26 protein-coding genes are annotated in these 26,997 nt (G+C 70.9%); 14 read left to right on the plus strand and 12 right to left on the minus strand.

Going from position 1 to position 26,997, the window contains the following annotated elements; all coding sequences use genetic code 11:
- Positions 1 to 13: 13 nt before the first annotated feature.
- The 4 genes from ABZ857_RS15370 to ABZ857_RS15385 form a co-directional block, all read right to left on the minus strand.
- Positions 14 to 301: a hypothetical protein gene (locus ABZ857_RS15370; RefSeq protein ID WP_357043220.1), complete on the minus strand. Its 288-nt coding sequence runs from the start codon at positions 299 to 301 to the stop codon at positions 14 to 16.
- 50 nt (positions 302 to 351) lie between these two features.
- Positions 352 to 1,362, minus strand: coding sequence for a conjugal transfer protein (locus tag ABZ857_RS15375; protein ID WP_357043222.1), 1,011 nt, complete (start codon positions 1,360 to 1,362; stop codon positions 352 to 354).
- Between the two features lie 560 nt (positions 1,363 to 1,922).
- Entirely contained in the window at positions 1,923 to 2,870 is a 948-nt protein-coding gene (locus ABZ857_RS15380; RefSeq protein WP_357043224.1) for a hypothetical protein, read from the minus strand.
- Positions 2,863 to 3,375: an RNA polymerase sigma factor gene (locus ABZ857_RS15385; protein ID WP_357043606.1), complete on the minus strand. Its 513-nt coding sequence runs from the start codon at positions 3,373 to 3,375 to the stop codon at positions 2,863 to 2,865. Before ABZ857_RS15385 ends, ABZ857_RS15380 begins: the two co-directional genes overlap by 8 nt.
- Positions 3,376 to 3,513: 138 nt before the next feature.
- Here ABZ857_RS15385 and ABZ857_RS15390 point away from each other — a divergent pair, with 138 nt between their 5' ends.
- Positions 3,514 to 3,990 carry a GNAT family N-acetyltransferase gene (locus ABZ857_RS15390; protein WP_357043226.1) on the plus strand — a complete coding sequence of 159 codons (477 nt, stop codon included), beginning with the start codon at positions 3,514 to 3,516 and terminating at the stop codon, positions 3,988 to 3,990.
- 6 nt (positions 3,991 to 3,996) lie between these two features.
- Here the strand turns inward: ABZ857_RS15390 and ychF are convergent, their stop codons facing one another.
- A complete protein-coding gene (gene ychF / locus ABZ857_RS15395; RefSeq protein ID WP_357043228.1) occupies positions 3,997 to 5,085 on the minus strand; it encodes a redox-regulated ATPase YchF in 1,089 nt (362 codons plus the stop codon).
- 109 nt (positions 5,086 to 5,194) lie between these two features.
- Here ychF and ABZ857_RS15400 point away from each other — a divergent pair, with 109 nt between their 5' ends.
- A complete protein-coding gene (locus ABZ857_RS15400; protein ID WP_357043230.1) occupies positions 5,195 to 6,496 on the plus strand; it encodes a DNA recombination protein RmuC in 1,302 nt (433 codons plus the stop codon).
- Positions 6,497 to 6,506: 10 nt separating this feature from the next.
- Positions 6,507 to 7,007, plus strand: coding sequence for a DUF6542 domain-containing protein (locus ABZ857_RS15405; protein WP_357043232.1), 501 nt, complete (start codon positions 6,507 to 6,509; stop codon positions 7,005 to 7,007).
- Positions 7,008 to 7,031: 24 nt separating this feature from the next.
- Here the strand turns inward: ABZ857_RS15405 and ABZ857_RS15410 are convergent, their stop codons facing one another.
- Positions 7,032 to 7,997 carry a 4-hydroxy-3-methylbut-2-enyl diphosphate reductase gene (locus tag ABZ857_RS15410; protein WP_357043234.1) on the minus strand — a complete coding sequence of 322 codons (966 nt, stop codon included), beginning with the start codon at positions 7,995 to 7,997 and terminating at the stop codon, positions 7,032 to 7,034.
- A gap of 140 nt (positions 7,998 to 8,137) precedes the next feature.
- Between ABZ857_RS15410 and ABZ857_RS15415 the strand changes: the two genes are divergently transcribed.
- Together ABZ857_RS15415 and xseA are read left to right on the plus strand one after the other, a co-directional pair.
- On the plus strand, positions 8,138 to 9,247 hold the full coding sequence (locus tag ABZ857_RS15415) for a hypothetical protein (protein ID WP_357043236.1): 1,110 nt from the start codon (positions 8,138 to 8,140) through the stop codon (positions 9,245 to 9,247).
- A gap of 100 nt (positions 9,248 to 9,347) precedes the next feature.
- Entirely contained in the window at positions 9,348 to 10,553 is a 1,206-nt protein-coding gene (gene xseA / locus ABZ857_RS15420) for an exodeoxyribonuclease VII large subunit (RefSeq protein WP_357043238.1), read from the plus strand.
- A gap of 32 nt (positions 10,554 to 10,585) precedes the next feature.
- On the opposite strand, the gene asnB is transcribed toward xseA, so the two are convergent.
- Positions 10,586 to 12,427: an asparagine synthase (glutamine-hydrolyzing) gene (asnB, locus tag ABZ857_RS15425; RefSeq protein ID WP_357043240.1), complete on the minus strand. Its 1,842-nt coding sequence runs from the start codon at positions 12,425 to 12,427 to the stop codon at positions 10,586 to 10,588.
- 134 nt (positions 12,428 to 12,561) lie between these two features.
- Between asnB and ABZ857_RS15430 the strand changes: the two genes are divergently transcribed.
- From ABZ857_RS15430 to ABZ857_RS15440, 3 genes are all read left to right on the plus strand, one after another.
- Entirely contained in the window at positions 12,562 to 12,819 is a 258-nt protein-coding gene (locus ABZ857_RS15430) for an exodeoxyribonuclease VII small subunit (protein WP_079316691.1), read from the plus strand.
- A gap of 5 nt (positions 12,820 to 12,824) precedes the next feature.
- On the plus strand, positions 12,825 to 12,986 hold the full coding sequence (locus ABZ857_RS15435) for a hypothetical protein (RefSeq protein WP_357043243.1): 162 nt from the start codon (positions 12,825 to 12,827) through the stop codon (positions 12,984 to 12,986).
- A gap of 267 nt (positions 12,987 to 13,253) precedes the next feature.
- A complete protein-coding gene (locus tag ABZ857_RS15440) occupies positions 13,254 to 13,754 on the plus strand; it encodes a GNAT family N-acetyltransferase (RefSeq protein ID WP_357043245.1) in 501 nt (166 codons plus the stop codon).
- 250 nt (positions 13,755 to 14,004) lie between these two features.
- Here ABZ857_RS15440 and ABZ857_RS15445 read toward each other — a convergent pair whose 3' ends face one another.
- Complete coding sequence (locus tag ABZ857_RS15445; protein ID WP_357043247.1) at positions 14,005 to 15,150, minus strand: FAD-dependent monooxygenase; 1,146 nt, start codon at positions 15,148 to 15,150, stop codon at positions 14,005 to 14,007.
- A 58-nt stretch (positions 15,151 to 15,208) separates the two neighbouring features.
- Between ABZ857_RS15445 and ABZ857_RS15450 the strand changes: the two genes are divergently transcribed.
- Positions 15,209 to 15,805, plus strand: coding sequence for a TetR family transcriptional regulator (locus ABZ857_RS15450; RefSeq protein ID WP_357043249.1), 597 nt, complete (start codon positions 15,209 to 15,211; stop codon positions 15,803 to 15,805).
- Here the strand turns inward: ABZ857_RS15450 and ABZ857_RS15455 are convergent.
- Together ABZ857_RS15455 and ABZ857_RS15460 are read right to left on the minus strand one after the other, a co-directional pair.
- Positions 15,794 to 16,342: a DUF4245 domain-containing protein gene (locus ABZ857_RS15455; protein ID WP_357043251.1), complete on the minus strand. Its 549-nt coding sequence runs from the start codon at positions 16,340 to 16,342 to the stop codon at positions 15,794 to 15,796. The two genes, ABZ857_RS15450 and ABZ857_RS15455, sit on opposite strands and share 12 nt — an antisense overlap.
- Before the next feature lie 46 nt (positions 16,343 to 16,388).
- On the minus strand, positions 16,389 to 16,982 hold the full coding sequence (locus ABZ857_RS15460; RefSeq protein ID WP_357043253.1) for a TetR/AcrR family transcriptional regulator: 594 nt from the start codon (positions 16,980 to 16,982) through the stop codon (positions 16,389 to 16,391).
- Between the two features lie 146 nt (positions 16,983 to 17,128).
- Here ABZ857_RS15460 and glpX point away from each other — a divergent pair, with 146 nt between their 5' ends.
- Positions 17,129 to 18,157: a class II fructose-bisphosphatase gene (glpX, locus tag ABZ857_RS15465; RefSeq protein WP_357043255.1), complete on the plus strand. Its 1,029-nt coding sequence runs from the start codon at positions 17,129 to 17,131 to the stop codon at positions 18,155 to 18,157.
- Here glpX and ABZ857_RS15470 read toward each other — a convergent pair.
- Complete coding sequence (locus ABZ857_RS15470) at positions 18,154 to 18,801, minus strand: DUF1707 domain-containing protein (RefSeq protein WP_357043257.1); 648 nt, start codon at positions 18,799 to 18,801, stop codon at positions 18,154 to 18,156. The genes glpX and ABZ857_RS15470 overlap by 4 nt on opposite strands.
- A 105-nt stretch (positions 18,802 to 18,906) precedes the next feature.
- Here ABZ857_RS15470 and ABZ857_RS15475 point away from each other — a divergent pair, with 105 nt between their 5' ends.
- Entirely contained in the window at positions 18,907 to 21,294 is a 2,388-nt protein-coding gene (locus tag ABZ857_RS15475; protein ID WP_357043259.1) for a LuxR C-terminal-related transcriptional regulator, read from the plus strand.
- Positions 21,295 to 21,377: 83 nt separating this feature from the next.
- A complete protein-coding gene (locus tag ABZ857_RS15480; RefSeq protein ID WP_357043261.1) occupies positions 21,378 to 22,649 on the plus strand; it encodes an MFS transporter in 1,272 nt (423 codons plus the stop codon).
- Here ABZ857_RS15480 and ABZ857_RS15485 read toward each other — a convergent pair.
- The gene (locus tag ABZ857_RS15485; RefSeq protein ID WP_357043263.1) at positions 22,639 to 24,027 is read right to left on the minus strand and encodes a PLP-dependent aminotransferase family protein; all 1,389 of its coding nucleotides are present in this window, start codon (positions 24,025 to 24,027) and stop codon (positions 22,639 to 22,641) included. The genes ABZ857_RS15480 and ABZ857_RS15485 overlap by 11 nt on opposite strands.
- A gap of 67 nt (positions 24,028 to 24,094) precedes the next feature.
- Here ABZ857_RS15485 and ABZ857_RS15490 point away from each other — a divergent pair, with 67 nt between their 5' ends.
- On the plus strand, positions 24,095 to 25,018 hold the full coding sequence (locus tag ABZ857_RS15490) for a DMT family transporter (RefSeq protein WP_357043265.1): 924 nt from the start codon (positions 24,095 to 24,097) through the stop codon (positions 25,016 to 25,018).
- Positions 25,019 to 25,316: 298 nt separating this feature from the next.
- Positions 25,317 to 26,984 carry a fumarate hydratase gene (locus ABZ857_RS15495; protein ID WP_357043607.1) on the plus strand — a complete coding sequence of 556 codons (1,668 nt, stop codon included), beginning with the start codon at positions 25,317 to 25,319 and terminating at the stop codon, positions 26,982 to 26,984.
- Positions 26,985 to 26,997 lie beyond the last annotated feature (13 nt).

The following is a 26,997-nucleotide window of genomic DNA, read 5'->3' on the forward strand; positions in this document are numbered from 1 at the left end:
CCTCTCCGCCCGATCACTTGATGCCAAGTGCGCCCGCGATCGCCTTCGCCGTCACCTCGATGATGTTGGGAACGTAGAAGATCACACCGATCGCGATCGCCAGGATGATGAACTGGACGAACCTGGTGATCTCTCGGGTGAAGAGGAAGAAGAGCGCGACGACGGAGACGACCGCGAGGAAGAGCGGAGCGAAGAACCTCCGGAGGAAGTCGGCGAGACCTTCGGTGTTGATGCCCGTCGTCGGCGCCGGTGACGGCGCGGCCAGATCAAGGACGTGGTCCGCGATGGTCTTCAGTATCAACTCTCGCCCTCCCGGGGGTATGGATCAGCGATGTCTTTGCCGGGCATGCGCTACCCCACGGACCGGTTCGCACCCTGGATGTCCCTGACGAACCACTTGCCGCCCTGCTTTTCGATCGTCAACTGATAGGCCTGCTCGAGACCGGCCGGCTGCGCCGCCGGGTCCTGCGACGGGCTCGCCTCCGCCGCCGACGCCCCGGACGCCACCGCCCACACGACCACCGCCGTGACCTTCCTGCTCTCGGCGCCACCAGGCGGGACCACGACGTCCTTCAGCTCGGCGAGGGTGAACTCGCCGTTGAACCCGTTGACGGTCGCCCCACTCGCGACGTGGAGCTGGAGGTCGCCCTGGTTGCCCGCGGCGTACGCCTTGAAGAAGCCTTCGAGCTGGGGACGCAGTTCGGCCTCCGTGGCGGAGTCGCGGTCGGGGTCAGGGAGCTGCGGCAGGCCCGCCGGTCCCGGCGCGGGCAGCAGAGCCGGCTGGGCCGAGACCACGAACCTGCCGTTGTCGTAGTAGACCGGCACGGACAGCAGACCACGGCTGCCCCCGGACTGGTACGTCACGGTCACTCGGGCATTGTGGTCGTCGACCACGTCGATCCCGGCGAACTGGAAGGCCCCGGCCGACATGCGTCCGTATCCGTTCCAGCCGAACTGCTCGTCGGCGCCCTCCGGCAGGAACGACTTCAGCCGTTCCGCGCGCTGCTGGGGATTGGCCGCGTCGTAGTTGAGGTAGACCGCCGCGAACTGGTTGGCGAAGGCCGCCGCCTGCGTCTCGGGGAACCCGGACGTGGCCGTGCCGGTGGGCGTCGCGGCGGGTTGGTCGCCCCCCGCCAGCCGTTCCAAGGGGGCCCGTATGCCGTTGACCAGGATGACGACGATCAGCGCCCAGAGGACGACCCTCCCGGTCCAGACGAGCCAGCGGCCGCCACCGCCGCTCCAGCCTCTGCGACGGGGGGCCGTGCCGTGCGCCGCGCTCGCCGGCTCGAAGCCTTCCAGTGGGTACGGGTCAGGGTCGCCAGCGATCCGCGGATCCTGCTGGACGTCTGACCTGCGAGCCATCACGCCTCCGCTCGCGCCGATCCCTCCGGCTGGCGCGGTTTCCTCTTGCTCTCGATCCGGTTAACCGCATTGAAGTATTCACCCTAGCGGTCTCGCCAATTCTTCCAGGTAAGCCACGCCCATGGTGCAAGCATCGCCGCGACCGAGCAAACCGGGTCTACATCCCGTAGAGACGCCCCACGCCTATCCACTCCGCGGAAAAGCACGTTACGCCTGGCCAGCGGCGGCATCGATTACCTAACCGCCACCTATTGCTGTCTTCGCAGCTCGCAGGCGTAACGAAACCGACCGTACGCACCCGCCCCGTCCCCGCACCGTCCCTGCCCCCGGACGGCCGACGGTCCCGCGCGAGCGGGGCCGCCGGGTCGCGAACGTGCCTGCGCCCTTACCGGCACGCCGATCGGCACCGTCCTGGGCCGTGCCGGGCCTTGGCAGGTCAGGCCACCTGGGCCTTTCCCGGCGCCCGAATTCGGGCGTCTCCCCTTCCGCCATGCCGGATTAGGACAGCGATGGGTTTTGTCACAAAAAGGGGGAATTCATGCAGCTTTGCGGCAAATTGTCTAGGGGCGTTCGAGGTCGTAGGTCACGTCCGCCAGGCGGACCGTCCGGACCAGCGGATCCTCGATGATCTTCCGCAGCTCCCCGATCGTGGCCCACGAGTCCACGTAGGCGTAGGCCAGGCCGTCGTTCGCGGCCTTGCGCAGCCGGGCCAGGCTCAGATCGAAGTCGTGCAGGTTGTCGTCGTCGTAGTCCTTGAGGATGCCGACCCAGCGGCGGAAGTTCCTGAGATCCAGCTTGATTCCCCCACCAGGCTCGACCACGTCGGGCTCTCCCGCATCTCCGGGCATCGGGGCTCGGTCCCACGTCGTCATCCCTCCCCACGTGATGGGGATCGACCCCGGACGCCGCTCGAAAACCACCTTGTCGGCATACGACTTGTATTTGGCGGTGAAGGCGACCAGCTCATCGGTGGTGAGCGGCCTGGCGAACTCGACCACCGCCAGCGCGCTGAGCCCCTCCGGGATCCTGGCCAGCACCTTGCGGCTGTCCTCCTTGCGCTGGAGGGTCGTCCCCACGTTCATCAACGCCCTGCTCAGCGTGGTGCCGGCGAAGTTGCCGAGCGGCAGCCTGCCCACGTGGCCGAAGAAGTCCTGGGTGACGACGTGCTCGACGCCGCCGTACCCTTCGGTGAAGCCTCCGAAGGCTCGCATGGGCCTGGCGGCCACGGTGAACGACATCGACAGCGGTGTGGTGGCACCCCGGCTCCGGACCTCGATGTCGTAGGCGGGGTTGTAGATCTTGAAGGCGGTGCCCAGCACGTCGGTCATGCGCTGTTCCCGGTCGCCGCGCCGCTGGATCACGCCGGAGCCCACCGTCGCCGCCAGCACGAGGACGACCAGTGCCGCCAGCACCGTGGTCGCGGTGCGGGCGACACCCCGCCGGACGGCGCGGCGGGTCGCCTTGGGATCGAAGTCGGGCATGGGCGGCAGCAGATCGTCGTCAGTCATGAGGAGCTCCGTAGAGATCGGCGAAGGCCGCTCTGGCCCGCCACACGGCCGTCTTGACAGTGGTGTGCTTCTTGCCGGTCATCGCGGCCACCTCGACCAGCGAGAAGCCCTCGAAGTAGACCAGGGTGAGCAGCCTGCGGTGGTCCTCGGGCAGCCGGTCCAGGACGTCGCGCACGGCCAGCGACTCGATGTGCAGCGGGGGCACGCCGAGCTCGTCGGGGCGGGGCAGGTCCAGTTCGCGGCGGTGGCGCCGGACGTGGTCGACCAGGACGTTGCGGGCGATGGTGAGCAGCCAGGCGGCCGGGTTCTCGCCACGCCAGCCGAGCAGCGCCCTGGTCGCCTTGACGAAGGTCTCCTGGGCCAGGTCCTCGGCGAGGTGGGGATCGCGGGTGCGGCGTAAAAGGAACCCGCACACGAGCGCCCAGTGCTCGCGGTACAGCTCCTCGATGATGATGCCCTCCGCGCTCTTGTGATTGTCACAACAGAGCAGACGCGATCCGGGCAGGAATGGTCACACGGCTATGTCGCACCCAGCCGGGCTCGCGGAGGAGGCGGGCTACCTGGCACGCGCGTGGCGTTGTCCCGGCCCCGGATGCCCGAAAATATCTTGCAGTCCGGCGGGCAGAGCAGGAAGGTTGCGGAGGTGGCCATACCTCAGCGAGAGCACCTGGTGCGGCGGGCGACGGAGTCCGACGCCGCTGTCGTCGCCGGGTTGCTGGACGCCTTCAACCGTGAGTTCGACACGCCGTCACCGGGAACGGAGGTGCTCACGGCACGCCTCCGCCGACTGATCACGGGGGACCAGCTCGTCGCCCTTCTCACCGGCGAACCGGCCGTCGGCGTCGCGGTTCTGTCCTTCCGGCCCGGCGTCTGGCATGAGGGTCCGGCCGCGCTCCTCGACGAGCTGTACGTGCGGCCCGGCATGCGCGGACAGCGGTTCGGGCACGCCCTGCTGGAAGCGGCGTGCCGCCTCGCGCGGGAACGCGGCGCGGAGACGCTCGAAATCAACGTCGACGGTGAGGACACCGACACCCGCCGTTTCTACGAGGCGCACGGCTTCGCCAACACCGAGCCCGGGGCGACCGAGCCGATGTTCTACTACTATCGCGACCTCGTCTGAGAACGTTCAGACGTTGAAGCGGAACTCCACGACGTCGCCGTCGCGCATCACGTAGTCCTTGCCCTCGATCCGGGCCTTGCCCGCGGCCCTGGCGGCGGTCATCGAGCCCGCCTCCACCAGGTCGTCGAACGAGATGACCTCGGCCTTGATGAAACCGCGCTGGAAATCGGTGTGGATGACCCCGGCGGCCTCGGGGGCGGTCGCGCCCTTGCGGATCGTCCAGGCCCGGGCCTCCTTCGGCCCGGCCGTGAGGTACGTCTGCAGGCCCAGGGTCTCGAAGCCGACCCGGGCGAGCTGGGAGAGGCCCGACTCCTCCTGGCCGACCGACTGCAGCAGTTCCAGCGCCTCGTCGTCGGGCAGCTCCACCAGCTCGGATTCGATCTTGGCGTCGAGGAACACGGCCTCCGCCGGCGCCACGATCGCCGAGAGCTTGGCCCGCAGGTCGGCATCGGTCAGCTCGTCGGCGTCGAGGTTGAAGACGTACAGGAACGGCTTGGCCGTGAGGAGGTGGAGCTCGCGCAGGTCGGCGAGGTCGATCCCGGCCTCCTTGCCTCCGGCGTACAGGGTCGTGCCGGTGTCGAGCAGCTTCGCCGCGGCCTCGGCGGCCTCCAGGAGGACCTTCCGGTCCTTGTTGTTGCGCGCCTCCTTCTGCAGGCGGGGCAGCGCCTTCTCGATCGTCTGCAGGTCGGCGAGGATCAGCTCGGTGTTGATCGTCTCGATGTCACGCTCCGGCGCCACCTCACCGTCCACGTGGGTGACGTCGGGGTCGGAGAAGACCCGGATGACCTGGCAGATCGCGTCGGTCTCGCGGATGTTGGCGAGGAACTGGTTGCCCCTGCCCTGGCCTTCCGACGCGCCCTTCACCAGGCCCGCGATGTCGACGAACTCGACCTTGGCCGGGAGGACGCGCGCGGAGTTGTAGATCTCCGCCAGCTTGTCCAGACGGGAGTCCGGCACGCCGACGATGCCCACGTTCGGCTCGATCGTGGCGAACGGGTAGTTGGCCGCCAGGGCGTTCCCGCTCTTGGTCAGGGCGTTGAAAAGCGTGGACTTGCCGACGTTGGGCAGGCCGACGATGCCGATGCTCAGGCTCACGTACCCCGAGTTTAGGGGTCTCGGTGGGTGCGCCGGACATCGACGGCCTCGGCCCGCTCCCAGGCGCGCCTCCCTGTTTGGCACGCCAATGCCTGAAATCATCCAGACCGTGGATGTCGTGGCTCTCGCACTGGGACTGCTGATCGGCGTGGTGGTCGGCGCGGCGCTCGCCGGGATGCGGGCCGCCGGCCGTACCGCCCAGGCGGCGGCCAGGGTGGCCGAGGCAGAGGCGAGGACGCGGGCGGCCGAGGACAAGGTGGCCTACATGGAGAACCAGCTCACCGAGCGGTTCCAGGCCATCTCCGCACACGCCCTCGACGTGGCCAACCTGCGCTTCCTCGAACTCGCGGAGAACCGGCTCAACACGACGAGGGCCGAGGCGGCCGGGGACCTCGACCAGCGCAGGCAGGCGGTCGAGAACCTGGTCGCGCCGCTGCGGGAGACGCTCGCCAAGGTGGAGGGCCAGCTCAGGGAGAGCGAGTCGGGCGCCCGCGCCGCCCGCGCCGAGCTGAGCAAGCAGATGGAGTTCGTACGGGAGAGCTCCGACCGGCTCAAGGCCCAGACGGACGCGCTGGTGCGGGCGCTCCAGCGGCCGGAGGCCCGGGGACGCTGGGGAGAGCTGCAGCTGCGCCGGGTGGCGGAGATCGCCGGAATGGCCCGCTTCTGCGACTTCGACGAGCAGGTGAGCGCCGTCACGCGTGACGGCGTGGTCCGGCCCGACATGGTCGTACGGCTCAGCGGCGGCAAGAACGTCGTCGTGGACGCGAAGGTCTCGCTCGCGGCCTACCTGGAGGCGGCCGAGGCCACCGATCCCGAGTTCGCCTCGGCCCGGCTGGACGCCCACGCACGGCACGTGCGCGAGCACGTGGACCGGTTAGCCGCCAAGTCCTACTGGCAGGCGTTCAATCCGTCGCCCGAGTTCGTGGTCCTGTTCATCCCCGGCGAGGCGTTCCTCGCGCCCGCCCTGGAGCGCGATCCGGGGCTGCTGGAGTACGCGATGCGCAGGCGCGTCCACATCGCCACTCCCACGACGCTCGTCACGATGCTCCGCACCGCGCAGTACGCCTGGCAGCAGACCGCGGTCAGCGAGAACGCCAAGGCCGTCTTCGATCTGGGCAAGGAACTGTACGAGCGGCTCGGCGGCCTCGGACGGCACGTGGACGGCCTGGGCAAGGCGCTCACGAGAGCGGTCACCGCGTACAACCAGACGGTCGGCTCGCTGGAGAGCCGGGTCCTGGTCAGCGCGCGGAGGATGAACGACCTCGGTCTGGTGGACTACTCGCTCGACGCCCCGTCGGCGGTCGAGGAGGTCCCGCGGCCGGTCGCCATCCCCGAACTCGAAGGTGAAGAGCGGGTAAGCCCCCCTCCCCCGCATCGTCAGAACGGTAAATTGACGCGAGACTTGTCGTAAGGGGGGCCCGATGACAGGCACCGGTCGAGCGGGGCTGCGGCTGACCGCTCGGGGGGCGATCGTCATGCTCTTCGTGATCACTCTGGTGGGCATGCCGTTCCTGCCCGGGCCCGCGTTCGTGGCCGGTTGCCTGGCGGCGGCCCTGCTGGTGCGTCCCCGGGACCTGCTGCCGCTGGTGGTGACGCCCCCGCTGGTCTTCTTCGCCGCGGCGCTGCTGGTGGAACTCGTACGGGCGCTCAGCTCCGCTTCGATGCTCCAGACGTTCGGGCTCGGCATGTTCACCGCGCTGTCGTCCGGCGCGCCGTGGCTGTTCCTCGGGTCCGCGCTGGCGCTGGGGATCGCGTGGGTGCGCGGCCTGCCCGCCAACCTGAGGGAGCTGCGCGGCGCGCCGGCGTCCACACCGACGCCGGCCTCCCGCTCCCGTGCGCGCCGTGGCCGCGGCCGCGCGTTCGACCCGGAGCCCGAGGGCTACTTCGAGCCCCGCGTGTACGGCAAGGCCGCCGACGAGTGACCCGGGGCCGCGGCTAGACCGCGCCTAGACCGTGCGGAGGTCCTTGCGGAGCTCGTGGGGCAGGGCGAACCGCATGCTCTCCTGCACCGACTCGACCTCCTCGACGTCGGTGAAGCCGTGGTCGGCCAGCTTGGCGAGCACTCCCCGCACCAGTTCCTCAGGGACGGAGGCGCCGCTCGTCAGGCCGACCGTGCGCACGCCCTCCAGCCACTCGTCCCGGACGAACGAGGCGTCGTCCACCAGGTAGGACGCCGCGGCGCCGTAGTCCTTGGCGACCTCGACCAGCCGCTTGGAGTTGGAGGAGTTGGCCGAGCCGACGACGATGACCAGGTCCGACTCTGCGGCGATCCGCTTGACGGCGGTCTGCCTGTTGGAGGTGGCGTAGCAGATGTCGTCGCTTGGAGGGTCGATGAGGTTGGGGAACCGCGATCGCAGCCGTGTGACCGTCTCGGTCGTCTCGTCCACCGACAGGGTCGTCTGGGAGAGCCAGACGACCTTCTCCGGGTCCCGTACGGACACGCCGTCGACACCGTCGAGCCCGTCCACGAGCTGGATGTGCTCGGGCGCCTCACCGGCGGTGCCCTCGACCTCCTCGTGCCCCTCGTGCCCGATGAGCAGGATGTCGTAGTCCTTGGCCGCGAACCTCTTGGCCTCGTTGTGCACCTTGGTCACCAGCGGGCACGTCGCGTCGATCGTACGGAGACTGCGGCTCGCGGCCTCCTCGTGCACGGCCGGCGAGACCCCGTGAGCGGAGAAGACGACGATGGCGCCCTCGGGAACCTCCTCGGTCTCCTCCACGAAGACGGCGCCGCGCTCCTCCAGCGTCTTCACGACGTGGGTGTTGTGCACGATCTGCTTGCGCACATAGATAGGCGCGCCATACTGCTCAAGCGCCCGCTCGACCGCCTGCACCGCGCGGTCGACCCCCGCGCAGTAGCCGCGGGGCTTGGCGACCAGGACACGGCGGGTCGCTGAGGTCTGCACGTCCATGTTCCTATGCTATGTGGAACGCGAGCCGCCTCTTGACCCTGGTCTTGCAAGACTGGGTGTACCAGATACGCATCTCCCCGGGAGCCGAAATGTCCGTCCTTAGAGCCATAACGAAACCTCTACGCGATTTGCCGGTCTTCGTGCTCCAAAGCACTCTGAACGGGGTCGGACAGGCGCTGCTGGTCGGCGACAAGATCAAGACCACCATCAAGCAGCGCTTCGCCGGTGGCGAGGCACAGGACGGCGAACGCCCCGGGACCGCCGAGGCACCGCGGCCCGAGCAGGCCACAGAGCAGGCCCCAGAGCAGGCCACAGAGCAGGCCACAGAGCAGGCCACAGAGCAGGCAGCCGGGGAGCGCCCTGCGCGCCGGGAGCCCGTCATCTTCGCCCCCCGCCCGAGCAAGGCCGAGCAGGCCGACGCGGTGACAACCCAGGCGACAGCCGAGGCTCCGGTGGCCGAGACGCCGGTGGCCGAGACGCCGGCAGCGGAAATGGCCCCGGCCGAGGCGGCGCCCACCGAGCCTCCGGTCGTCGCCGAGCCGGCGGCCGTGGAGGCCGCGGGCGCTCCGGAGCCCGAGGCCGCCCCGGCCGCCGAGGCGGCCAAGCTCGACCTGCCCGCCGTGCCCGTCGAGGCCGAGCCCCCGGCCGTCGCCGAGGTCCTGGACCGGACCGCCGCGCCCAAGAAGCCGCGCACCCGCCGCAAGGCCACCACGGAAACCGCAGAACCCACAGCGACCGCCGAAACCACAGCGACTGCGGAAACCACGGAAGAGGCAGCACCCGCCGAGGCCAGGAAGCCGCGTGCCCGCCGCAAGGCGGCCGAAGCCACCGAGGCCGCCGAAGCGCCCAAGAAGCCGCGCACCCGCCGCAAGGCCACCGCCGAAACCGCCGAGACGCCCGAAACCGCCGAGGCCGCGAGCGGTGCCGAGAGCACGGCCACCGCCGCGCCGAAGGCCACCAGGACCCGCAGGAAGACCACCGCCACCGCGCAGGAGGCGCCGGAGAGCCCCGCCGAGGCGACGGCGGAGCAGCCCGTGGAGCAGCCGGCGGCGGAGGAGACGACCACCGAGGCCGCGGAGCCGATGCCGGGCTACGCGAACCTCTCCGTGGCGTCGCTGCGGGCGCGGATGCGGGGCAAGTCGGCCGAGCAGGTGCACGCGCTGCTGGACTACGAGCAGGCGCATCTGAACCGCCCCGAGGTGGTCCGGATGTTCCAGAACCGGCTGTCGAAGCTCCAGTCCGAGTCCTGATCCCGCGCCGCGCCCGCCCGGCCGTACCGGTCGCCTGTGGATTGTCGGACGGTGCGGCTAGCCTGCAGGTGCGAGCAGCCGGGCCAGGCGAGGAGGGCATTTGAGCGCGAAGACGTCCCCGGAGGCGCCCCTGCCGATCAGGTCGGTGCTGCAGATGGTCGCCCAGTGGATCGGCAAGCTGGGCACCGTCTGGGTCGAAGGGCAGATCACCGAGCTGACCGCCAGGGGCGGCACCGTCTTCCTGACGCTGCGCGATCCCGTGGCCAACGTCTCGGCGCGGATCACCTGCGCGCGGGCGGTGTACGAGGCGAGCGTGCCCCGTCCCGTCGACGGCGCGCGCGTGGTGATGCACGTCAAGCCGGACTTCTGGGTCAACAAGGGCTCCTTCGCGTTCACGGCCCTGGAGATCCGCCCGGTCGGCATCGGCGAACTACTGGCCCGGCTCGAACGGCTCCGTCAGGTGCTGGCGGGCGAGGGCCTGTTCAACGTCGACAGGAAGAGACGGCTGCCGTTCCTGCCGGGCACCGTCGGGCTCATCTGCGGGCGTGACTCGGCCGCGGAGCGTGACGTGCTGGAGAACTCTCGCCGCCGCTGGCCCGCCGTCCGCTTCAAGGTGGAGCAGGTCGCCGTCCAGGGGTCGTACGCGGTGGGCGAGGTGACCGAGGCGCTGCGGAAGCTCGACGCCGACCGCGAGGTCGACGTGATCATCATCGCCAGGGGCGGCGGCTCCCTCGAGGACCTGCTGCCGTTCTCCGACGAGTCGCTGGTGCGGGCCGTCGCGGCCTGCCGTACGCCGGTGGTGAGCGCGATCGGCCATGAGCAGGACAGTCCGCTGCTCGACCTCGTGGCCGACGTGCGCGCCTCGACCCCGACGGACGCCGCCAAGAAGGTCGTGCCCGACGTGGGCGAGCAGCTCACGCTCGTCCACCAGCTCAGGGATCGGGGCCGCCGGGTGCTGCGGGGCTGGGTCGACCGCGAGATGTCGTGGCTCGAATCCGTACGCTCCCGGCCGTCGCTGGCCGATCCCGTCCGGGAGCTCGACCGGCGGGCCGAGCAGATCGACGCGCTGCGCGAGCGGTCCAGGCGCTGCCTGTCGGCGTCCCTGGACCGCTCGGCCGACTCGCTGGAACATCTCAGGGCCAGGCTCGTGGCCCTGTCCCCCGCCGCCACGCTGGAGCGCGGTTACGCCATCGCCCAGCGTCCCTCCGGAGAGGTCGTCCGCCTCGCCGGGGACGTCAAGCCGGGTGACGAGCTCACGATCCGCTTCTCCGACGACCGCGTGACGGTGACGGCCCAAGAACAGTGACCGCCCATGACCGGATCACCGGCCGCGGCGGGTCAGATCGCGAGGCGCACGTCGTAGGCGCCGAGCCAGGCGTTCATCTGCAGGATGCCCTCCAGCGAGGTCCGTGCGCCCTGCAGGCTGACGGTGCCCATGGGCTGGTCGAGCATCGTCCGCACCTTGCCCGCGTCCAGGAGGCAGCCGATGGCCGGGTCCCCGTCGAGCACGCGGGTCACCTCGGCGCGCAGCGCGCGCTCGTACGCCGGATCCTGCGTCGAGGGGTACGGCACCTTGCGGCGCTCGACCACCGACCGCGGCAGCACGTCGGCCGTCGCCGCGCGCAGCAGGCTCTTCTCGTGCCCGTCGAAGGTCTTCATCGCCCAGGGGGCGTTGAAGACGTATTCGACCAGGCGGTGGTCGCAGAACGGCACCCGGACCTCCAGGCCCACGGCCATGCTCATGCGGTCCTTGCGGTCGAGCAGGATCTGCACGAACCGGGTCAGGTGCAGGTAGCTGACCTCCCGCATCCGCTTCTGCAGCCCGGTCTCCCCCGGCACCCGGGGCACCTCGGCCAGCGCCCGCTGGTAGCTGTCCGCGCGGTAGGCGGAGATGTCGAGCTTCCGCAGCAGTTCCTCGTTCAGGAACTCGCCCCGGCTGGACAGGCCCGTCTGGGTGTGGGTGGCGAGCCACGGGAAGGTGCCGGAGTTGACCGCCTCGGGGTCGTGGAACCACCGGTAGCCGCCGAACACCTCGTCGGCGGACTCCCCGGAAAGCGCCACCGTCGAGTGCCCCCTGATCGCCTTGAAGAGCAGGTAGAGCGAGGTGTCCATGTCGCCGATGCCGAGCGGGAGGTCCCTCGCCCGCAGGACGGCCGCGCGTACGGCGGGGTCCATGAGGTCGGCCGAGTCCAGCACGATGTCCGTGTGGTCGGAGCCGACGTGCCGCACGACGTCATGGACGTACGGCGTGTCCGGGGTGTCGCGCATGTCGTCGGCCTGGAAGTTCTCGCTGTAGCCGGCGAAGTCGACGGAGAACGACCGCACCCCGCCCTGGCCGGCGAGCGCGCGGGCCGCGAGCGCGGTGACCGCGCTGGAGTCGAGACCGCCCGACAGCAGCGTGCACAGCGGCACGTCGGAGATGAGCTGCCGCTCGATGATGTCGTCGAGCAGTTCCCGCACGGTCCGGATGGTGGTCCGCAGGTCGTCGGTGTGCTCGCGGGCCTCCAGCCGCCAGTAGCGGCGCTTGCTCAGGCCCTCGCGCCGCACCTTCACCACCTGGCCGGGCCGCACCTCGTGCATCCCGCGGAAGACGGCGCTCTCCGGCGTCTTGACGAAGGCCAGGATCTCGCGCAGGCCGTCGGCGTCGATCACCCGCTCGGCGAGCGGGTTGGCCAGGATGGCCTTGGGCTCGGAGCCGAACAGCACCCCGCCGGGCGTCGGGTAGTAGTACAGCGGCTTGATGCCCATACGGTCGCGCACGAGTAGCAACTCCTCGCGGCGGGCGTCCCAGATGGCGAAGGCGTACATGCCGTTGAGGCGGGAGACGAAGTCCTCGCCCCATTCGAGGTACGCCTCCAGGACGACCTCGGTGTCGCTCTGGGTCCGGAACCGGTGCCCGCGCTGGGTGAGCTCGGCACGCAGTTCCCTGAAGTTGTAGACCTCGCCGCTGTAGGTGAGCGCGGCCACGACCTCTTCGCCGGCTCCGGCGGTCATGGGCTGGCGCCCGCCCTCGATGTCGATGATGGCCAGCCGCCGGTGGCCGAACGCGACGTGCGGAGCGAGCCACATCCCCTCGGCGTCGGGCCCCCGGCACGCCATCGTGTCCGTCATGGCCTGCACGGTCTCCCGTTCGCGACGAAGGTCGCGTCCGTAGTCCACCCAGCCGCTGATTCCACACATAAGGATGACCCCCCGATCATCGCCCCCGAAGATGGTTAGTACATCTAAGTAACGGACAAACTATCCGATTTATGCCCAAACCGGACACGCCTAAGTGGCCGCGGAGTGTCGGTCCCGGCCTCTAGGGTGGGGACGTGGCTGAGGACAAGCAGACCCCGTCGGACAAGCAGACCCCGTCGTACGAGCAGGCCCGCGAGGAGCTGACCGAGGTGGTGCGCCGTCTGGAGACCGGCGGGCTCACTCTGGAGCAGTCGATAGAGCTGTGGGAGCGGGGAGAGCGGCTGGCGGCGATCTGCGAGGAATGGCTCCAGGGCGCCCGCGCGAAGCTGGCCGCCGCGATGGCCCAGCGCCAGGAGCCCCAGCCGAACGGCCCCGAGGAGGCGCCCTTCTGACACCGGTGTGGCCACCCGCCGACGAAGAACAACTCATCCCCAGGATCGCCGCGCTCGACATCGGCAAGGCCGAGCTGGTGGCCTGCGTGCGCGTTCCCAGCGAGAGCAGGGCCGGCAAGCGGATGCAAGAGGTCACGACCTACTTCGACCATGACGCGCGCTGTTGACCATGAGCGGTCGTCTCCGCTGCCTGCGCGTCACCCGGGTGGTCATGGACGCCACCGCCGGAAGCGGCAAGCTCGTCGTGGACGGGACTGTACAAGCCGCCACCACCCACTGGACAGCCCCCAGGGCGAGCCTTGACCAGGGCGCGGGGGTCACCGATAACCGTCGCGGAGAGCTGACCATCGATCACGCCCGGACCCGTTGTCCAGGCCGGCCCGGATCTTGACCATGGCAGAAGGAGGATCAGCCAAAAAGTAAGGATCGTACGCATGAATTCGGTTGTCATACGCCGGCTCAGCGGCGCGGACTGGCGTACCTGGTGCCATCTCCGACTCGCGGCACTCGCCGACGCGCCCGACATCTTCCACGGGGACCTGGAAGAGGAACGCGCTTACGACGAAGCGCGGTGGCGCGCGTGGACCGAGGACGGTGTCAAGGTGGCCGCGTTCGACGCGGACGTGCCGGTCGGTGTAGCCGCTGGGCGTGTCCCGGCAGACCGAGCCAGAGTCGTGGAACTCTTCGGCATGTGGGTGCGTCCCGACGTCAGAGGCGGGCGGATCGCCGAGCGCCTCGCGCTGGAAGTGCTGGCCTGGGCGCGGGAAACAGGACGCTCCCGGGTGGAGCTATGGGTCATCTCCGGCAACAATCCAGCCGAACGCGTGTACCGGCGGCTCGGATTCCACGACACGGGCGAATACGAACTCCATCCGCGTGACCCGGGCCTGCGCAAGTACGTCATGGCCAAGGGAACAGCGGACGGTGACGCCTGATCCGCCTCTGTGACTCGCGCAGGCACGGGGGTGACGTCCCCGGGCGGCAGCAGGACGCGAGCGCATCGAGACCACCCGGCACGCGGGGCATGCCGACATCGTCCGGGAGCTCATCGATGGCACCGTGGGCCTGCGGGACGGAGACGCCGACACACCGCTTGTGGACCCGGCGTGGTGGGAGAGCCATCGCGACCGGGTGGAGCGCGTTGCGCAGGAAGTCGATCGAGGCGCTTGAAGGCAGCCTGCTCTCTTAGGCTTGCCAGAGGGCGGCGAGCTGCCGGGTCGCCAGCCGGGACGGCATGGCGCGCAGCAACGTGTCGCGTAGCCACGCGGCGACGCCGGTCTGGGAGGTCAGCCGCGACTGCCGGGCCGCCGCCAGCATCATGCGGTTGGCTCTGGGCCTGCGCTCGGCGTCGTAGCGCAGGAGCCGCTGGGCGACGTCAGCCGGCTCCGCGTCGGCCAGGTGGCGGGTCAGCGCGGCGGCGTCTTCGAATGCCTGGCTGGCGCCCTGACCGAGGTCGGGTGGCATGGCGTGCGCGGCGTCACCGAGGAGCGCGATCCTGCCGGTCGCGAACGAGGGCAGGGGCTCGGCCAGGCGGGCGATCGGGTCGACGTAGATGGCGTCGGGCGAGGTGGCCTCGATCAGTGCCGTGACGAGGGGGTGCCAGTCGGCCATCAGGGAGAGCATCTGCCGGCGCGCCTCGTCCGCGCCTGGCGGCGTGCCGTGCAGGAGGGAGTCGGTGAACCAGTACAGGCGGTCCTCCCCGACCGGGAACAGGCCGAACATCGCCCCGCTGCGGCGGTCGACCAACTGGCTGGTGAGCAGGTCCGGCGCCATGCCGGGAGGGCGGGGCAGCATGCCGCGCAGGTCCATCCGGCCGGTTCGCCGCAGCCCGGGGTGACCGGGGAAGAGCTGTGCGCGCAGCTTGCTGCCGATGCCGTCGGCCGCGATCACGGCGTCCGCTCTCGCGACGGGCTCGCCTTCGCTGATCACGGTGACCCCAGTGGAGTCGGGCTGCAGACGCTCGACCGGGGTCCTGGTCCGCACCAGGCCGGGAGGCAGCGGGGCGCGCAGCGCCCGGTGCAGTTCCGCTCGGTCGATCATGGCGGGGGTCAGGACCACCTGCTGGGCCTGGGCCAGGTCGGTGACCAGCAGCGGCCGTCCGCGCCAGTCCCGCAATCCCCCGCGGGCCGCGTGGATGACGTGCCCCCGGACGTCTTCGGCCAGCCCCAGCGCGTCCAGCGCGCGCAGCCCGTTGGGCATGACCACGATCCCGGTGCCCGCTTCCCGCAGCTCGACGGCCCGTTCGAAGAGTGTCACCTCGTGGCCCGTGCGATGCAGCCCCACCGCCGCCGCCACTCCTCCCAGCCCGGCGCCGACCACCACGATCCGCATGAGACCTCCCGCTCATTCACTACGGTCGTACTAGTACGGCTATTGGTAGCATCTGTCCATGCCGCGCACTAATCCGGCCCGTCGCCAAGCTCTGGCCGATGCCGCCATCGAACTGCTGGCGTCGTCGGGGGTGCACGGCCTGACCCACCGGGCGGTGGAGAAAGCGGCGGACCTCCCGCCGGGAACGGCTTCCAACTACTTCCGCACCCGGGAAGCGCTGCTGATGGCCGCCGCGGAGCGCATCGCCGAGTTGCATCACGCGGACACCGACCGGGCCGTCAAGCAGCCCGCGACGCTGGTCGACCTGCTGACGGAATCGTTGCTCACAGCGGCGACCACGCTGCGTAACCGCTATCTGGCGATCTTCGAACTGCAACTGGAGGCCGCGCGCCGGCCGGCGCTCGCCTCGGCTCTCTCGGGCCTGCAGGACACGGCATCGCTGGTCACCGCCGCGCACCACGACGAACTCGGCCTCGGCATTCCACGCGAGAAGGTTCCCGCCATGATCGCGCTCTACGGGGGTGCGCTGTTCACCTTGGTCAGCGCGCCACCGGAGCACGTCAGCAGGGACGTCGTACGGAACACGGTCGAGGTCATCGTGCACGGCTGCGTTCCCCCGGCGACGGTGAGCCGGGATCCGGGTTCAGCCCGCTGACGGCACCGGAGAGGGCTTGGCCTGAGGGGCGAGGGTCCGGACGAGGGCGGTCAGCTCGTCCCAGTCGGCCGTTCCGGTGACGACCACCGCGTGATCGGGGAAGACGCGGACCAGCGTCCGCTGGTTCTTGTCCTGGCGGAACCGCTCCTCCCAGGTCACGCCGTCGATCTGGCGGCTCCCACCGGGCTTGTCGGTGTTGGCCATGCGGTTGACGAAGTCCGTGACCGGCCTCTCGTCGCTCTGGGCGAGCATGGCGTGCTGCCGCTTGGCGGTGGCGAATCCCAGCCGCCACGTCACGGCGCCGTTCTTCTGGGTCACAGAGGAACTGTTCGGCACCCAGTTGGGCAGCACCTCGCTCGGGGCGACGATCTCGTACTGCGCCGTGCGCGCCGCGTTGGCCCGGTCGATCGAGAAGTCCACCCGCGGGATGTGCTCGGTGCGGCTCTGCGGCGTGATGAGCAGGAACACTCCGATGCCGGCGAGGCAGACCAAGAGCGCGAACGCGTAGCCGTACAGTCCCTGGGTGAATCGTCCCACGTAATGCGAGATTAGTCGGTGGAGTCGGCGGTGGCCGTACCGGCCGTCACGGGTGCCGAATATCGCCGATGATGCGAAGAGCGTCCTCGGCCATCCTCCGGGCCGTCTCCGGGTCGTCGGACAGCGTCACCTCCTGCACGACGGCCGCCAGGGCGCCGGTGACGACGACGACCAGGGCGTCTTCGTGCTCGAACAGCGCCGCGGTACGCCTGGCCCACTGCCGGAGGCGGTCGCGCATGATGACCTCGAACCCGGGCGGGGCGTCGCCGCGCAGGAAGAGCGCGGCGAGGTCGCGTTCGGCGAGGCAGCCCTCCAGGTAGGCCCGCGCGGCGGCGAGGAACTGGGGCATCGGGTCGGTCTCCCCGGCCGCCCGGGCCTCCTGCACGGCCTGCCGGGTGCGCTGGGTCTGCCGCTTCTGGAACTCCTCGAACAGCGTCAGGTAGAGGTCCGCCTTGCCGGAGAAGTGGTGGTACAGGCTGCCGACGCTGGCGCCGGCCCTGGCCACTACGTCGGTGACGCCCGCCTCGGCGAAGCCGCTCGTGATGAACGTCTCCTTCGCGGCGTCCAGGAGTGCTCCCCGGGTCGCCGCGCCGCGCTCCGACGTGCGCATCGTCACTGGTCGTTCGGTGTCGCCGCTCATGCGGCGACGATATCTCCGACCCGTCCGTTCCGGGGGTCGGCGACCGCAAATGGCCTCCTACCTGGCCCAACAGGTTCAGACCAATCGGACAAGGACGGCTACGCGAACTACGATCGCTGGAACGGCACCTACCTATAAGGGGATCAATGGCTGATCACGTACCGGCCGCTCTGGCGACGGGGGAACGCGCACCCGACCGCAACCTGGCTCTGGAACTGGTCAGGGTGACCGAGGCGGCGGCGATGGCGGCCGCGCGCTGGGTGGGCCGCGGCGACAAGAACGGGGCGGACGGCGCCGCCGTGAACGCCATGCGCCAACTGATCAACACGGTCTCGATGAAGGGCGCCGTGGTGATCGGCGAGGGCGAGAAGGACAACGCCCCGATGCTGTACAACGGCGAGGAGGTCGGCGACGGGACGGGCCCCGAGTGCGACGTCGCCGTGGACCCGATCGACGGCACCCGGCTGTGCGCGCTCGGCATGAACAACGCGATCTCCGTGATCGCGGTCAGCGAGCGCGGCTCGATGTACGACCCGTCCGCGGTCTTCTACATGGAGAAGCTCGTCACCGGCCCGCAGGCGGCCGAGCACGTGGACATCGACGCCCCGGTGGCCGACAACATCCGCGCCGTGGCGCGGGCCAAGGGCGCCAAGCCGTCCGACGTCACCGTGGTGATCCTGGACCGGCCCCGGCACGAGCGGATCGTCAAGGAGATCCGCGAGACCGGCGCCCGGATCCGTTTCATCACCGACGGCGACGTGGCCGGCGCGATCATGGCGGCGCGCAACGGCACCGGTGTCGACCTGATGCTCGGCATCGGCGGCACGCCCGAGGGCATCGTCGCCGCCTGCGCGCTCAAGTGCATGGGCGGCGTCATCCAGGGCAAGCTGTGGCCGCGCGACGAGGAGGAGCGCCGCAGGGCCCTCGACGCCGGGCTCGACCTCGGTCAGGTGCTCACCACCGACGACCTCGTACGCTCCGACGACGTGTTCTTCGCCGCGACCGGGATCACCGACGGTGAGCTGATGCACGGCGTGCGGTTCCAGGGCGGCGCGGCGGTGACGCACTCCCTCGTCATGCGGGGACGGTCGGGCACGATCCGCAAGATCGAGAGCGAGCACCAGCTCTGGAAGCTCGGCGCCTACAGCGCCATCAACTTCGACACGGCAGTCTAGCGTCCGAACAGGCGGCGGCGCGGGCGCTTCGGCGAACGGGCGACGACCCTGCCGCCGAAGACGAACCCTGCGAGCTCGATCACGGGCGCGTCCGGCGCGAAGCCGGTCGCGCCCGGCGGGAGCCGCACCTCGTTCCTGAGCGACCGGACGCGGGCGTCCGGGGCGGTCACGATCCGCACGCCCTCGGGGACCGTCAAGTTGACCGTGCCGGCCATGACGGCGAGCTGCACCACCACGTGCCGCGACTGGAGCAGCGCCTCGCACAGGTCCATCGTTACCGTGCCGCCCAGGGACGTCACCGGCACCTGGGAGGGCACGACCCACCGGCCGCCGCGGGTCTCCGTACGGAAGAAGGCGGTGACGGGACGGCTGTCCACCCGGAACGGCTGGCTCTCCGGCGGCAGCAGGTCCACGGTCAGCTCGGCCAGCTCGCCGAGAGTACGCGCGGCCCAGACGCGCTCCACCCGTTCCTCGTGCTCCAGCGGCGTGAGCCGCCCGTCGGTGACCGCGTCCGTGAGCACCGCGACGATCCGCTCCCGATCGGCGTCGGAGGCCCGCAGCAGGGAGGGGTCCGGCGTGTCCGGGGTGCGGGGCGAGAGGAAGGCGGAGATCCACTTCACGGCTGAGGACTCGCTGCTGCTCACACCTTCGAGAGTAAGCGGTTCCCGCGCGGCGGTCACCATGCGACGCGGCGCCCGAGGTCAACCCCGAGATTGACCGGGGACTTCGTGGCCGCTTAGCGTGATGAGGTGGTCGCGGGGGCGGTGGCACGGCAGGTCGGCAACCTTCCGGCCGACCTGACGAGTTTCGTCGGCCGGAGGCGTGAGCTGGCCGAGATCAGGCGGCTGCTTTCGGCGTCGCGTCTGGTGACCCTCACGGGAGTGGGCGGCGTCGGCAAGACCCGGCTGGCCCTGCGGGCGGCCGCGGAGCAGCGCCGCGCGTTCGACTGCGTCTGGCTGGTGGACCTCAGCACCGTCACCGACCCGGCGCTCGTGGCGGACACGGTGGCGGCGACCATGGGCGTCCGGGACGAGCCGGCGACCTGCCCGGTGGACGCGCTGGAGCAGGTGCTGTCCTCGCAGCGGACCCTGCTCGTGCTGGACAACTGCGAGCACCTGCGTGATGCCTGCGCCGTGCTCGCCGACCGGCTCCTGCGCGCGGCCCCCGAGCTGCGCATCCTCGCGACGAGCCGCCAGTCGCTCGGCATCACCGGCGAGCACCAGATGAAGATCTCGCCGCTGCCCGTCCCTGAGCCGGACCGGCCGCTCGACCGCAGGTCCCTGGGGTTGTACGACGGGATCAACCTGCTGACGGAACGCGCGGCGGCGGTCCTGCCCGGTTTCACCCTCACCGAGGACAACCAGGCGGCCGTCGCCGAGCTGTGCCGCCAGCTCGACGGCATTCCCCTGGCCATCGAGCTCGCGGCGGTGCGGCTGCGGGCCCTGTCGGTGAACGCGCTCGTCGAGCGCCTGCGCGACCGCTACCGGCTGCTCACCGCGGGCAGCAGTACGGCGGTGCCGCGGCAGCAGACCCTGCACGCGCTGGTCGACTGGAGCTTCCAGTTGCTGCCCGACGCCGAGCGCAGGCTGTGGACCCGGTTGTCGATCTTTCCCTCGCACTTCGACCTGGACGCCGTCGAGGCGGTGTGCACCGGCGACGGCATCGAACGGGACGACGTGCTCGACCTGCTCGACGCGCTGCTGGACAAGTCGCTGCTGCTGCGCGAGGAGCACGCCGGCACGGTCCGCTACCGCATGCTCGACACCCTGCGTGAGTTCGGCCGCAAGCGGCTCGGCGGGGCAGAACGCCGGTCGCTCCGGCGGCGGCACCGGAACCGCTTTCTACGGCTGGCCGAGCAGGCCGCGGCCGACTGGTTCGGCCCGTGCCAGATCTCGTGGTCGTCCCGGCTGCGCCTGGAGCAGGCCAACATGCGCGCGGCGATGGACTTCTGCCTGCAGGAGCCGTGCGAGGCGGAGGCCGGGCTGCGGATGGCGACCCTGCTCACCGAGCCCTACTGGATAACCGGCGCCTTCTACAACGAGGGACGCCACTGGCTCGACCGGATGCTGGAGGCGGCCCCGGAACCGACCACGCTGCGCGCACGTGCGCTGCTCGCCGACGCCCTGATGGCGCTCATCCAGGGGGACACCGAGCCGAGTCTGGCCCTTCTCGACAAGGGCCGGGCGCTCGCCGAAGAGCTGGGCGAGGCGGAGGTCCTGGGGCTCGCCTCCCTGGTCTCCGGGATGGCGGCGCAGTTCAGGGGCGACTACCGGAGCGCCGTCGAGCTCCTGGAACGCGCCGTCGCCGGGCACGAGGCCGCCGGGAACGTGAGCGGTACGTTGATGTCCCTGCTCACGCTGGCGGCGGCGGTGAGCAACCTCGGCGACAAGCAGCGAGCGACAGAGCTGTTCGAGCGGAGCGTCGCGCTGACCAGAAGCCACGAGGAGAGCGCCGGCCAGGCCTGGGCCCTGACGACCTTCGCCATCCACCTGTGGCAGTGCGGCGACACGGAGCGAGCGTTCACGCACGCGCGTGAGGGTCTGATGCTCGGACGCGACTTCGGCGACCGGCTGAAGATCGCCACGAATCTGGAGACGCTCGGCTGGCTCCTCGTCGGCGAGGGGCGCGACCCGGAGGCTGCCCGGCTGTTCGGAGCCGTCGAGGAGGTCGGGCGCATGATGGGCCTGGCCCCGTCCAGGGTCAAGTTCTACACCGAGGTCCACGAGCGCTGCGTCGCCACGCTCAAGAGCAGGATGGGCGACAGGGCCTTGAAGCGCGAGCTCCGCAGGGGGAGCCGGCTGACGCTGGACGAGGCGATCGAGGAGGCGCTCGGCGACCGGGCCGGGGGCGGGCGTACAGGGCCGGACGAGGCGGTGGCGGAGGGCGAGCCCACGCGGCCCGGACGCCGCGCGGCGGCGGCCTGCGGGGCCGAGCCGTCCCCGCTCACCCGGCGGGAGCGGGAGATCGCCGAGCTGATCGCCCAGGGACGGAGCAACAAGGAGATCGCCGCCGCCCTCGTCATCTCGCAGCGCACCGTGGAGGGCCACGTCGAGCACATCCTGGACAAGCTCGGCTTCGCCTCCCGGGCCCAGATCGCCGCCTGGATGGCCGCACGCGAGGCAGGCGGCCGGCCCTGACCGGCGCACCCCATTGACCGGGCGGGTGACGGCTCCTACGCTGGCCGAAAACTTGAACCCCCCTCATGTTCCTGGAGGCCCCGATGCCAGTAGGGGACCCGGTGCCGGCGCAGGACTCTGTGCCCACTCCTCGCGACCGGCAGGCGCGGCTCGCCACGTTCGCGGTGTTCTTCGTCCAGGGCCTCACCTTCGCCACGCTGCTCACCCATGTGGACGCACTGCAGAAGAAGCACGGCCTGTCGGACGGCGAGCTGACCATCCTGCTCCTGGTCGTCCCGCTGATCGCCGGGGCCGGGAGCGTGCTCGCGGGGGCCGCCGCGTCCCGGTTCGGCAGCCGCCCGATCCTGCGCCTGGTGCAGCCGCTCGCCTGCGCCGCCGTCGTGCTCGCGGGCCTCGCCCCGAACGTCCCCATGCTGGTGGCGGCCAACGTCCTGTTCGGCCTCGGCCTCGGCGGGGTGGACGCGGGCATGAACATGCAGGGCGTCGCGGTCGAACGGCGGTACGGCCGGGCGGTGCTCACCGGGTTCCACGCGCTGTGGAGCGTGGCGGCGGTCGTCGGGGCGCTGTGGGCCTCGGCGTCGGCCACGCTCCACCTGAGCCTGCCCGTCACGTTCGCGATCGCCCTCGTCCCTGCCGCCGCCCTCGCCGTCCTCTCCTCGTTCTGGCTCTGTCTGCCGGAGGAGGAGCACCACGCCTCCGCGGGCCGGGACGAGAACGCGGCTGACGAGAACACGGGTGACGAGAACACGCCTGCCGCCAGGCCGGCCGGGCTCGCGTGGCGCCCGATCATCCCCCTCTGCCTGGCGATGGCGTTCCTCTACGTCGGCGACTCGTCGATCTCCAACTTCGGCACCCTCTTCATGGGCAAGGTCATGCACGCCTCCGCGAGCGTGATCCCGCTGGCCCTGGGGGCCTACCAGCTCACCACGTTCCTGGTGCGCGTCGGCGGCGACCTCGCGGTGCGCAGGTGGGGCCCGGCGGCCATCGTGCGCGCCGGGGGCTCCGTCGCGACGCTGGGCTTCGTCGCGATCGTGGCGGCGCCGACGGCGCCGCTGGCGATCGCGGGCTTCGCGCTCACCGGGATCGGCCTGTCCGTCGTCGCCCCGCAGTCGTTCTCCGCGGCCGGCCGCCTCGACCCGGCGGGCACAGGCGTGGCGATCGCCCGGGTCAACATGTTCAACTACGTGGGATTCATCGTCGGGGCCGCGCTCGTCGGCGGCCTCGCCGACGCCTCCGGCTTCCGCGTCGCCTTCGCCGCGCCGCTCGTCCTGGCCGCCGCCATCATCCTGCTCGCGCGCGGTTTCCAGCCGCGTACGGCCGAGCCGGCCCCCACGACCACCGCGGTCACCCCCTGACATCCCTGCTGACGTTCCCCGCCAGGGCGCGTACGGCGTCGGTGACGCGGTGGGCGGGCAGGCGGGCGAAGCCGATCACCAGTCCCGGCGGACCGTGGGCCGGTGTCACGACCTCGGCGGACAGGCCGGCGGCGCGGGCGGCCTCGGCCAGGCCGGACAGGTCGCCCCCGCCGTCCGCCCCGCCGTCCAGCTGGGCGTACAGGTGCAGCCCCGCCGAGATGCCGTGCACGGTGATCCAGGGCAGGTGCTCGGCCAGGGCGCGGACGAGGGCGTCCCTGCGCCGCCGGTACTCCCGGCGCATCCGGCGCAGGTGCCGGTCGTACGCGCCACCGGCGATGAGGTGGGCGAGCGCGTACTGGTCGATGACCGGCGAGCCGAGATCCAGCTCCCCGCGCGCGAGCCGTACGGCACGGGCGACGCGCGGGGGCGCCGCGATCCAGCCGAGCCGCAGCCCCGGGGCGAGGGCCTTGCTCACGCTCCCCGCGAGCACGACCCGGTCGGGCGCGAGACCCTGCAGGCACCCGACGGGGTCGCGGTCGAAGCGGACCTCGGCGTCGTAGTCGTCCTCAAGCACGAGCGCGCCCGTGCGGGCCGCCCAGCCGATCAGCGCGGCTCGGCGGGCCGGGGACAGGACGACGCCGGTCGGGTACTGGTGCGCAGGGGTCACCAGCACGGCGTCGGCGTCGCCGGGCAGCGCCTCGACGACGATCCCCTCCCGGTCGACGGGCACGGGGACGGTGTGCGCCCCGGCCCGCCGGAGCAGCGGTATCTGACGCTCGCTCGTCGGGTCCTCGACGGCCAGGACGATCCCGCGCCCCCGGTCCCGCACCAGAGCCTGGACGACGAGGCTGAGCCCCTGGGCCACCCCGGTCACGACCACGACGTCGTCCGGTGACGCGTCGGCCGCGCGCACTCTGCCGAGGTACGCGGCGACTTCGCGGCACAGGGCCGGCACACCGCCGGGGTCGCCGTAGTCGAGCGCGTCGTTGGGCAGCGTGGCCAGCACGTGGCGGACGGCGGCGAGCCATGCCTGCCGGGGAAAGAGGCCGAGGTCGGGCGACGTGGGCCGATGGCCGTAGTGGGGCCGGCCCTCCCGCTCGTCAGCGGGATGCCCGGGGGCGGCGCCCCGCCCGGCCCCCGCGGCGATCCTGGTGCCCGCGCCCGTTCTCGATTCGAGGAGTCCCTCGGCCACCAGTTGCTCGTACGCCTCGACCACGACGCCGCGCGACAGGCCGAGATCGCGGGCGAGGTCACGGGTGGCGGGCAGGCGGGCGCCGGGAACGAGCCGCCCGGACCGGACGGCCTCGCGCACCTCGCGAGCGATCTGCGCGGCGAGCCCGCCCGCGGCTCTGTCGACCACGAGGTGAAGATCGGCCATTGGTCCACTCTAACGGCCCTCGATTGGACCATGAACCAGGACCAATCCGTTCCTAGCATCACCTGACATGAACACTCATGTGGCCGGAGCGGCGGGTGCGATGTTCCTCGTGGGGACGTTGGCGGCGGTCTCCGGCGTTATCGCGGACTATCCGGTCTACGGGGGGCAGGCGCTCCGCTACGCCCTGGCCGCCGTAATCCTGCTCGCCGTCGCCCGGGCGCGCGGCCACGGACTCGTGCGGCTCGGGCCGCGTCAGTGGGGGCTGCTCGCCGCGCTGTCGCTGACGGGGCTCGTGCTGTTCAACGTCTGCGTGGTCGAGGCGACCCGTGCGGCCGGGCCCGCGCTGCCCGGCATCGTCCTCGGCACCGTGCCGCTGGCGCTCGCCCTCGTGGGCCCGATCTTCACGGGCGCCCGGCCGTCCCCGCGCGTCGTGGCCGCGGGTCTGGTGGTGGTCGCCGGAGCCTCGCTGGCGACCGGCGCGGGCAGCGGGAACCTGCCCGGACTGCTGTGGTCCCTGGGCGCCCTGGTCTGCGAGCTCTGCTTCTCGCTGCTGGCCCTGCCGCTGCTGCCGCTGATCGGTCCTGTCAGGCTGTCGGCCTGGACGTCCGCGCTGGCGGTGCCGTTCCTGCTGGTCGCCGGCGTCGCCCTGGACGGCCGTCACGTGCTGCGCGCGCCGACCGCCGCGGAGGCGGCCGGCCTCGCCTACCTCGCCCTGGTGGTGACGACGGTGGCGTTCTTCCTGTGGTATCGATCGCTGCCCCGCCTCGGCGCGGACCGGGCCGGGCTGTTCGCCGGGATGATCCCCGTCGGCGCGATCGCCACGGCCGCCCTGCTGGGGATCGGCGTCCCCTCCGCGGCCGACCTGGCGGGGGCGGCCCTCGTGATCAGCGGGATCGCCCTCGGGCTCCGCTCGCCTTCTCCTCGCCGGCCTGCTCGGTCCTTCGCGGCTCGTCGCGCGACACCACTCGCGTCCGAGGGGACCACCACGTGATGTCGCCGTCCTTGACCTGCCGCAGCACGAGCGTGAGCAGCGACACCGCCAGGGCCACGAGAATGCCGATCGCGAAGATGACCATGACCCATACTTCGGCGTTCATGACCCCTCCCCCCTGTGCTCTATGTCTCAATTATCCCGCTTTATTGCCGAATATTCAGTATGAACTTATGCAAAAGCTACTCATAGCCCGGGCATGATGACCACGGCCCGCGCGCCGTACGCTGTGCAAAGACCATGGGCGGTCCGCGCGGCGGGCGCGCCCGACCAGGCAGACCACGAGGAACCGAGGACGATGCCGGAGTTCGACTACACCGACCTGCTCCCGCTTGGACCGGACGAGACGGAGTACCGCCTGATCACCACCGAGGGGGTGCGGGTCACCGAGGCGGCCGGGCGCAGGTTCCTGGAGGTCGAGCCGGAGGCCCTGCGGCTGCTCACCGAGACCGCGATCCACGACATCTCGCACTACCTGCGGGCGTCCCACCTGGCCCAGCTCCGCAAGATCGTCGATGACCCCGAGTCGAGCGGGAACGACCGCTTCGTCGCCCTCGACCTGCTCAAGAACGCGAGCATCTCGGCCGGCGGGGTGCTGCCGATGTGCCAGGACACCGGCACCGCGATCGTCATGGGCAAGCGCGGCCGGCACGTGCTGACGGACGGCCGCGACGCCGAGCACCTCAGCCGGGGCGTGTACGACGCCTACACCAGGCTCAACCTGCGCTACTCGCAGATGGCGCCGCTGACGATGTGGGACGAGAAGAACACCGGCTCCAACCTGCCGGCGCAGATCGAGCTGTACGCCGAGGACCCGAACGGCCACCCGGACGAGTACAAGTTCCTGTTCATGGCCAAGGGCGGCGGCTCGGCCAACAAGTCGTTCCTCTACCAGGAGACCAAGGCGGTGCTCAACGAGAAGCGGATGCTCGCCTTCCTGGAGGAGAAGATCCGCTCGCTCGGCACCGCCGCCTGCCCGCCGTACCACCTGGCGATCGTCGTGGGCGGCACCAGCGCGGAGTACGCCCTGAAGACCGCGAAGTACGCCTCGGCCCGCTACCTCGACTCCATCCCCACGGAGGGCTCGCCGAGCGGGCACGGCTTCCGCGACCTGGAGATGGAGAAGAAGGTCTTCGAGCTGACCCAGAAGCTGGGCATCGGCGCGCAGTTCGGCGGCAAGTACTTCTGCCACGACGTGCGGGTCATCCGGCTGCCCAGGCACGGCGCGTCCTGCCCGGTCGCCATCGCGGTGAGCTGCAGCGCGGACCGGCAGGCGCTGGCGAAGATCACCCCGGAGGGCGTCTTCCTCGAACAGTTGGAGACCGACCCCGCCCGCTTCCTGCCCGACACCACCGACGAGCACCTCGGCGGCGACGTGGTCAGCGTCGACCTCAACCGCCCGATGCCGGAGATCCTCGCCGAGCTGAGCAAGTATCCGGTCAAGACCCGGCTGTCGCTCACCGGCCCCCTCGTCGTGGCCCGCGACATCGCCCACGCGAAGATCGCCGAACGGCTCGACGCCGGCGAGGACATGCCGCAGTACATGAAGGACCACGCCGTCTACTACGCCGGGCCGGCCAAGACCCCCGAGGGCTACGCGTCCGGCTCCTTCGGCCCCACCACGGCCGGGCGGATGGACTCGTACGTCGAGCGCTTCCAGGCGGCGGGCGGCTCGATGGTGATGCTGGCCAAGGGCAACCGGTCCAAGCAGGTCACCGAGGCGTGCCAGAAGCACGGCGGCTTCTACCTCGGCTCGATCGGCGGCCCGGCCGCCCGGCTGGCCCAGGACTGCATCAAGAAGGTCGAGGTCCTGGAATATCCGGAGCTGGGCATGGAGGCGGTCTGGAAGATCGAGGTCGTGGACTTCCCGGCCTTCATCGTCGTCGACGACAAGGGCAACGACTTCTTCGACCCGCGGCAGCCCCTCGGCGACGGCAAGGGGACCTTCCTGGGCATGCCGTCCTGACATCGGGCGTCGG

It is taken from the genome of Microbispora sp. NPDC046933 (assembly GCF_040644635.1).
Lineage (GTDB): Bacteria > Actinomycetota > Actinomycetes > Streptosporangiales > Streptosporangiaceae > Microbispora.